The organism is Streptomyces sp. NPDC023541, assembly GCF_055559995.1.
Genome location: NZ_JBVHJO010000004.1, coordinates 445,709 through 453,712, shown reverse-complemented (window position 1 = coordinate 453,712; position 8,004 = coordinate 445,709). Strand labels below are relative to the sequence as shown.

5 protein-coding genes are annotated in these 8,004 nt (G+C 76.8%); 4 read left to right on the top strand and 1 reads right to left on the bottom strand.

Features of this window, described 5'->3' with window-relative positions:
• Positions 1–605: 605 nt before the first annotated feature.
• Entirely contained in the window at positions 606–791 is a 186-nt protein-coding gene (locus tag ACZ3X1_RS12540; protein ID WP_010061466.1) for a DUF6104 family protein, read from the bottom strand.
• Positions 792–925: 134 nt separating this feature from the next.
• On the opposite strand from ACZ3X1_RS12540, the gene ACZ3X1_RS12535 reads away from it, so the two are divergent.
• The 4 genes from ACZ3X1_RS12535 (at position 926) to fxsA (ending at position 7,822) form a co-directional block, all read left to right on the top strand.
• Entirely contained in the window at positions 926–3,100 is a 2,175-nt protein-coding gene (locus ACZ3X1_RS12535) for a VMAP-C domain-containing protein (protein ID WP_467279149.1), read from the top strand.
• A 40-nt stretch (positions 3,101–3,140) separates the two neighbouring features.
• Positions 3,141–4,181: an AAA family ATPase gene (locus ACZ3X1_RS12530; RefSeq protein WP_467279147.1), complete on the top strand. Its 1,041-nt coding sequence runs from the start codon at positions 3,141–3,143 to the stop codon at positions 4,179–4,181.
• A 6-nt stretch (positions 4,182–4,187) separates the two neighbouring features.
• The gene (locus tag ACZ3X1_RS12525; protein ID WP_467279144.1) at positions 4,188–7,547 is read left to right on the top strand and encodes an SAV_2336 N-terminal domain-related protein; all 3,360 of its coding nucleotides are present in this window, start codon (positions 4,188–4,190) and stop codon (positions 7,545–7,547) included.
• Positions 7,548–7,624: 77 nt separating this feature from the next.
• Positions 7,625–7,822 carry an FxSxx-COOH cyclophane-containing RiPP peptide gene (fxsA, locus tag ACZ3X1_RS12520; RefSeq protein WP_030658913.1) on the top strand — a complete coding sequence of 66 codons (198 nt, stop codon included), beginning with the start codon at positions 7,625–7,627 and terminating at the stop codon, positions 7,820–7,822.
• Positions 7,823–8,004 lie beyond the last annotated feature (182 nt).

Here is an 8,004-nt window from a genome sequence, read left to right as displayed (position 1 = left end):
AACCCCCTCCACCACAGCGCCTATATCCACCCCATCTTCTGGGACACAAAGGCCGCACGAGCCACCCCGCATTGCGCTGAGGGCCCCGTCCGCGATCGCGGACGCGCCCCTCTGGCGTACTCGTACTCGTGCTCATCGACTGGCTGCCGGCCGCGGCATCCGGGCAGCTCGTCTCCGACGCGGCCCGGATGCGGCCCGTCCCCGACGTCCTGGCAGTCGGTGCCCATCCGGGTGCCGCCGATTCGGCCAAAAACCAGACCGCCCTCATCGAAGGGCCGGCGGCCCGGCGGTCACCGGGCGAGCCGGCGCGGGTATGCGGAGCACGGGCCGCTCTCCCCCGGGACGGGTCGACACTCGCCGACCGGGCCCTCGCCGCGGCCGTGCGCGCGACGAGTTCGCCGGACGCTTCCTGCCGGGGCTGCTCGACCTGGAACCCGACGCGCGGACGGCAGTGGGCCGGGCCATGGCCGCCCGCACCTCGGCTGCGAGCGAGGGGTTCGAGGGCAGGCTCCGGAGCGAGACCCACTCGACTCACCTGAGGAGGGCCGTCGCCCGATGGAGCCGCGCCCGCCCTGCGGCCCGGCCCTGATACCGGACCGCCCCGACTACTCGTCCTCGTCGTCCTCGTCGTCCAGCCGGGCCAGCCAGGTGGCCAGGCGTTCCACCGGGACCTCGAAGTCCGGGTTCAGGTCGACGAAGGTGCGCAGCTGCTCGGCGAGCCACTCGAAGGTGACCTCCTCCTCGCCGCGCCGCTTCTCCAGCTCCTCGATGCCGCGATCGGTGAAGTACAAGTCGGGCTCCGTGCCGTGATGTGGATGTGCAGGGAATGTTTCCCGCCAGGATAATCCGCGGCGCCCGCGAGACCTCCCGTCGCCGGCGCCGCCGACGCTAGCCTGGTCGTCTCACCAGCGGGCGGGGGGCGCGGATGACCGACGGGCGCACGACCGGGACGGCGCGCGCCTTCGAGCTCCTCGAACCCCTCGTCCAGGCCGCGACGGTACGCGTCCACGCCCCGCCGGGCGGGTATGACACCCCCGGCAGCCATCGGACCGGTCCCACCTGGGGGAGCGGTTTCTTCATCGCCCCCGGCTGGGTCCTGACGTGCGCGCACGTGGTCGGCGAAGGGGGTGCCGCCGTGCGTCTGACTGGTCGCGAGGTCGGCATCACCTTCCACTCCGGCAGACCCCGCCAGGGCGCCCCCGACGCGCAGGGAGCCGTCACCGGGACCGTCACCGGGCGCGTGGAGTGCGTACTGCCCGAGCGCCTGGAGGAACGGCGGCCCGGCCGGCACGCCCTGTGGGACCTGCCCGACCTGGCACTGATCAGGGTCCTGGCCCCCGTCTCGCACACCTGCGTCTGGCTCACCGACCGCTCCAGGCCGCGCTTCGACGAGGCCGCCTACTTCGGCTGCACCGAGGACCTCGGCACTCCCGAGATCACCGGCCGCACCACCCGGCTGCGCGGCACCGCCGGGAACGGCGCCGCGATCCGTCTCGCCGACGAAGACGAGATCGACCCCGGCATGTCCGGCGGGCCCGTCGTGGACCTGGCCCGCGGGGAGGTCGTCGGCGTCGTCAAGGCCCGGCGGCACACGGGAGGCGGCGGGCTCGCCGTCTCCGTCGTGCAGCTGCGCACCCTGCCGATGGCCGCGCGGGGCCAGGTCGGGCTCTACCGCCGGATCATGCAGGCCCACGACCTGTACCACTACGACCAGCACCTCAGCGACCTCGACAACCGCCGGACCTGGACCGACGTGCACGGCGAACTCCCGCCGCAGGAGCGCGACCCGTACGGCGGCCGCGGCCGGCTCACCCCCGGCGAACGCACCACCCTGTGCGGACTCCTGGCCGAACTGCCCCCGCCGAGCTCGTCCGAGGCCGTACGGGCCCTGGTCGAGGCGGTCCGCGGCGAGGAGCCGGACCCGCAGCCGCCGGCCCCGCTGAGCTGGCGCGACGGGCTGGGCCTGCTGCACGACCCGCCGGGCGGGACCGGCGAGGCCGCGGCCATGCTCCGCTACGCCACCGACGTCAGCGTCGCCGAGTACCGCGAGCCCCCGACGCCGGGCGCCGACGAGGAACTGTGGGACTGGGTACGGGCCACCGCCGAGCGGCTGTGGCGGCCCCTGCGCCGGGAACTCGGCGAGCGCCACGAGCGGGGCCTCGCGGAACGGGAGCGCCGCCGCCGGGCCTCGGCCGGGCGGGCGGCGGGCGGCCCGGCCCGGCGGGCCGGCGGACTGCCGCCCGGGACCTCGGTCCTGCTGGAGGTGTGGGCGCACGGCTGGGAACACCTCTACGACTGGCGGGTCTCCGTGCTGGCCGGCCCGGCCCACCCCGGGCGGCTGACCCCCGTGGACTCGGGCGTACGGGCCACCGTGGCGGGTCTGCCGGAGCGGTTACGGGCCCCGCTCGCCGAGGCGTTCCGGCGGTGCGACACCCACGTCGCGGCGGCCCTGCTCGAAGTGGCCGTGGCCCCCGAGCTGTTCGGGCTGGCGGTGGAGGACTGGGTGGTGGCCGGCGGAGTACCGCTGGGCGTACAGCGGCCGGTGGTGCTGCGCCACCCCGGAGGCCGCAGCACCGCCCCCGCCCCGGGCGTCGACCCGGGCGGTCCGGACATCCCCGGAGGTCCGCAGGCGCACCCGGCGGACCACGAAACCGGCCGGGCCGCCGCCCGGTGGGCCCGCGTACAGGCGGGGCCGCTGCAGGACGAACGGGCCGACTGCGCGGGGGGCCGCCCGCGCGCACCCTCCGCCGAGTGGCTGTCGGGCCTGCCGGACACCACCGTCCCCGTGCACTGCCGGGCGGCCGACCAGGAGCCCACGCTGGGGTCGCTGCACGCGGTACGGGACGCCGGCTACGGGGTGGCCGTGACCCGCAGGCCGCCGCCCGACCCCCGGGTGTCGTGCGCGCCGTTCCACCGCGGGCTGCGGGAGGAACTGGCCGACGCGGGACGGGCGGAGGTGCTGCCGGTGCGGCTGCAGACGTTGCGGGGCCGGGCGTACGGGGCGGACCCCGACGCGTACTGGGCGGCCGGGGCGGGACTGGTGTGGGAGGACCCGGCGCGGCCGCTGCCGGACGTCGAGCCCCTCCACGGCGACCTGTGACGGCGCCGGGCCCGGCGGATTCGAGGGAGGGACACGCACCATGAACGACGAGTGGCTCATCTACCGCGGGGCCGGCGAGCCCCACGACGGGATCGACGCCCTGCCCGACCCGCCGCCCTGGCGGGACTTCGACGGCGGGCCGGTCGTGGACCCGGGCCGTGCGGCCGTGGCCGTCGAGGGCAATGTCGCCCGGCGGCTCGGGGCCCACCGGCAGGCCGCCGAACTGCACCGGCCGGAAACCGAGGAACTGGAGGCCATCAACGCGGCGCTGTACCTGCGGCGGCCGCTGCTGGTGACCGGCTTCCCCGGAACGGGAAAGTCCACCCTCGCGCACTCCGTCGCCCACGAGCTGAAGCTGGGGCGGGTGCTGCGCTGGCCGGTGGTGTCGCGGACCGTGCTGCAGGACGGGCTCTACCGCTACGACGCCCTCGCCCGGCTCCAGGACGTGCAGCTCGCGGCCGGCGGCGCGGCGACGGCGGGGGCTCCGGCGCCGGGTGGAACGACCCCCACCGTCCCGGGCATCGGGAAGTACATCCGGCTCGGGCCCCTCGGCACCGCCCTGCTGCCCACCGCACGGCCCCGCGTGCTCCTGATCGACGAGCTCGACAAGAGCGACATCGACCTCCCCAACGACCTCCTGAACGTCCTGGAGGAAGGGGAGTTCGCCCTCCCCGAGCTGGAGCGGGTCACCGACACCGAGCCCGAGGTCGAGGTGCTCACCGACGACGGGACGAAGGTGACCGTACGGGGCGGCCGGATCCGCTGCCGATCCTTCCCCTTCATCATCCTGACCAGCAACGGGGAACGCGACTTCCCCGCCGCCCTGCTGCGCCGCTGTATCCAGCTCAAGCTCGGGCAGCCCGGCGAGAAGCGGCTCGCCACCATGGTCCGTGCCCACCTCGGCGAGGAGGCGGCCCGGCTCGGCGGTGACCTGATCCGCGCGTTCCTGGGCCGCTCCCAGTCCGAGCTGGTGGCCGCCGATCAGCTCCTCAACGCCGTCTACCTCACCCACTACGCCTCCCCGGCGACCCGGGAGGACCTCGCGGACCTGCTCATCCAGCGCCTCGACCGCCCGAGGTGACCGGCCGTGCCCGAACCCGCCGTGCCCGACCCGGCCGCGCCACAACCCGCCCCCCAACCCGCCGTGCCGCCGTGCTCCACCCCGCCGCCGACGCCGCCGCCCGCGCCACCCGCCGCGCCCGGAGTGCGGGAACTGGCCGCGCTGCTGCGCGCCGCCGGGCTCGACCCGTCCGCCGAGGAGCTCGCCGACGCCCTGTGGCTCGCCGGGCACATCCGCGGACCCGGACCGGCCCTGCCGGTCGCCCGGGGAGCCGGCACCGAAGCGGACCCCGAAGATCCGGCCGCGGAACCCGTGGAATCCGTACGGACGGACACGGAGACAGAGGACCCGGTACGGCTCTACGCCCCCGGGGCACACCACACGGGCGACGCCGAGGGCGGGACGCCGGACGAGTCGCCCGAGGAGTACGGAGTACCCGTACGCGTGCCCGGCGCCGCCGCCCTGCCCCGCATCCTCGACGTCCAGCGGGCCCTGCGCGCCCTCCAGCGGCACCGCCCGCCGGCCCCGCCCACCCGGCTGGTCATCGACGAAGGCGCCACCGCCGACGCCAGCGCCCGCGCCCTCGGGCTGCTCATCCCGGTGCTCCGGCCGGAGGGCCGGCGCGAGGCGACCGTACGGCTCGTCATGGACGCCTCGCCCTCGATGGCCGTCTGGCAGGACATGTTCGAAGAACTGCGGTCCGTCTGTGAGCGGTTGGGGGCCTTCCGGGACGTCCAGGTCCACTACCTGCACCGCCGCCCGGACGGCACGGCGGCGCTCGGACGCGGCCCCGTACCGGGCGCCGGGCTGCGCTCCGGGGACCAGCTGCGGGACCCGACCGGCCGCGCCCTGACCATGATGGTCTCCGACTGCGCCGGGCCGCTGTGGCGCGAGGGGGCGGCGCAGCGGCTGCTGCACCGCTGGGTCGAGTGCACGCCGTGCATGGTGGTCCAGCCCCTGCCGCAGCGGCTGTGGGGCCGCAGCTGGCTCCCGACCGAGCGCGGCACCCTCGCCCGCCTGGAGGGCGCCGGGCACAAGCTGCGGTTCCGGCCGGACCGTCCGGCGCTGCCCGGGCGGCCCACGGGCGGGCTCGCCGTGCCGGTCCTGCCGCCGAGCCCGACCGCCCTGGGGGCGTGGGCCCGGCTCGTCGCCGGCCTCGGCACCGGGCCGGTCGCCGCCGAGGTGGGCCGCGTACTGGCCGACCACCCGGCGGCCCCCCTCCCGGCGCCGGCCGCCGTCCGGCCACCGCGGGAACTCGTCGCGCGGTTCCGCTCCTCGGCCGCGCCCCGCGCCGTACAGCTGGCGGTGTACCTGTCGGCGGCTCCGCTGACCCTGCCCGTGATGCGTCTGGTGCAGCGCACCATGCTGCCCGACTCCGAACCCTCGGACCTGGCGGAGGTGCTGCTCAGCGGGCTGCTGAGACGCAGCGGACCGGGGCCGGGGCACTGGTACGAGTTCGTCCCCGGGGTACAGGACGTGCTGTTGGGGCCGCTGGGGCGGGACGAGGCGGCGCTGGTGCTCAAACACTGCTCGGAGTACGTACGGGCGCACTTCGGGTCGGGCGTACGCAACTTCCCCGCGCTCGCGGTCGCCCAGCTGACCGGCGTACCGCCGACGGCGACGACCGAGGGCCCCGGGGCTGACGACGAGGAACCCGATCCGGAGGGGCGGCTCCCACAGGCCTTCGCGCAGGTTTCGGCCAAAGTCGTACGGCGCTACCTGCCCGGGATGCCACCGGACGGGCAGCCGGTACGCGAACCCCGGGCGGCACCCCTGATCGCACGGTCCGGGGCGGTGCGCGCCGCCCGCGACCGGCTCGCCGACGCGGACGCCGACGGCGGCGCTGGAGCACGGGCCCTGCACGAGGCCGTGGCGGTCCTGCGGCGGGCCGTGCGGGCCCCGGCCGGGCCCGCGGACCCGCCGGAGGAGGCCGAGACGGAACTGGCGGGAGCACTGCTGCGGCTGTGGGCGGCCGAGCGGGACCCGGAACTCCTCGCCGAGGCGGAGCGGGCCCTGACCGGGCTGCGGACGGCCGCGGCATGGGCGGTACGCGGGCGGGTGCTGTACGAGCGGGCGCTGGCCGCCGGTCCGGACCCCGAACTGCTCGCGGCGGCGGACCGCGAGTTCGCGGCGGCCGCCGCGGCCGCCACGGCCGAACCGGAACTGCGGCGGGACTGCGCGGTGCGGCGGGCCGAGACCCTGATCCGGCTCAGCGGGCTGCGTGAGGACCCGGGCGCGCTGCGCGAGGCGCGCGCCGCCCTCGAACCCCTGGCGGGTCCGGTTCCGGGCGGTCCCGGCGGGGCCCCCGGCGCGGACCAGGAGGCGGGCCCGGTGGCTTCCACCGGGCCGTTTCCCGAGCTGCAACTCGCCCTCGGCCGGGTCCTGCTGGCGCTCCTGCCCCGCACGCCCGACCCGGCCGAGCGCGCCGCCCTGGCCGAACACGCAGCGGCCCGCCTCACGGCGGTCCTGGCCGCCACCCCGACGGGCACCGCGCAGGTGCGCGTGGAACTGGCCGACGCGCTGAGGTACCTGCCCGCGCGGCTGGAGGACGCCGCCGCCCAACTGGCCGCCGCCTTGGAGGAGACGGGCGGGGAACCGGAGCTGCGGGTGGCCGCCCTGCTGTGCCTGGCCCGCGTGCACCGCGAGCGGTACGCGCGGGACGCCGACCCGGCGGCGCTGGAGGACGCGGCCGAGGCGTACGCCCGCGCCCGGCGGCTCGTACCCCGCGACGGGGAGGCCTTCGGGGAACTCCTCCCCGAGTGGGGCGACGTACTCCTGGACCGGGCCCGGAGCGCCGGTGGACGCCGGTTCACCGGGGCGGCCGTGCGCGTCCTGCGCGAGAGCCGGGCAGCCGTCCCGCAGTCCGACCCGGGAGCCGCGCACCGGCTGATGCGGCTGGCGACCGGGTTGCGGCTGCGGCACGGCTACGAGAACGACGCGGTGGACCTGCGGGAGGCGGAGTACCTGCTGGAACTGGCCGTCCGCAACAGCCGCGGCCCGCTGGAACGGGCGCGCGCCTGGCGGGACCACGGCGACGTGCAGCAGGAGATCCACGGCCACACGCGGGCCGCGGACCGCCTCGACCGGGCGGCCGAGTCCTACCGGCTGGCCTGGCGGGCCGCCCTGGAGGCCGACCGCGAGGGCCGAGACGACCACGAGGGCCGCGAGGAGCACGACGGCCGGGCGGGCCGCGAGGACACCGCCCTCCGGCTGGCCGCGCGCGTGCAGCAGTCCCGGGGCGAGGTGCTGGAACGGCTCGCCCGGCCCAGGGCCGCCCTGGAGGAGTACCGCGCGGCACTGCAGCTCTGGAAGCGGATCGGCACCGACCCCGACGGCCGCTCCGAGGGGCTCCGCGCGCGGGTACGGGCCCTGGAGGCGGGGCAGTGAAGGACCGGCCGCTGTTTCCGCCGACCGGCCGGAGGGAAAAGGCAGTGGATGCGACGCGACAGGGGGAGCGGCGGCACATGGTGACGAAACGTCGGGACACGGCACCGGCCACCGCCCCGGGATGCCCCGGCCGGCTCCCGGACCTCTCGGGCCTCGACCTGGCCGCTCTTCGCGGGATCGACCACCCGGTACTGGCCCAGGTGATCGAGGGCCTGGTCGAACGCGTCACCCACCCGGCGGAGATCCTCAACGCCTTTGACTCCAGCGCCGCCTGACGGGCCGCGCGGCCGGGGTCCCTGCGGTTCGGTTGCGGCGGGTGGGTGGTGCTGGGGCGCTGCCCCGGGCGCCGCGCCTCAATCGCCGGCGGGGCTGGTGGTGTGGGGCGGTGCCCCGCCGGAGTGTCTCCTCGGCTCGGCGCCCGCGGGCATGTCGCGGTGGTACCCGGTGGTCGCGCCTC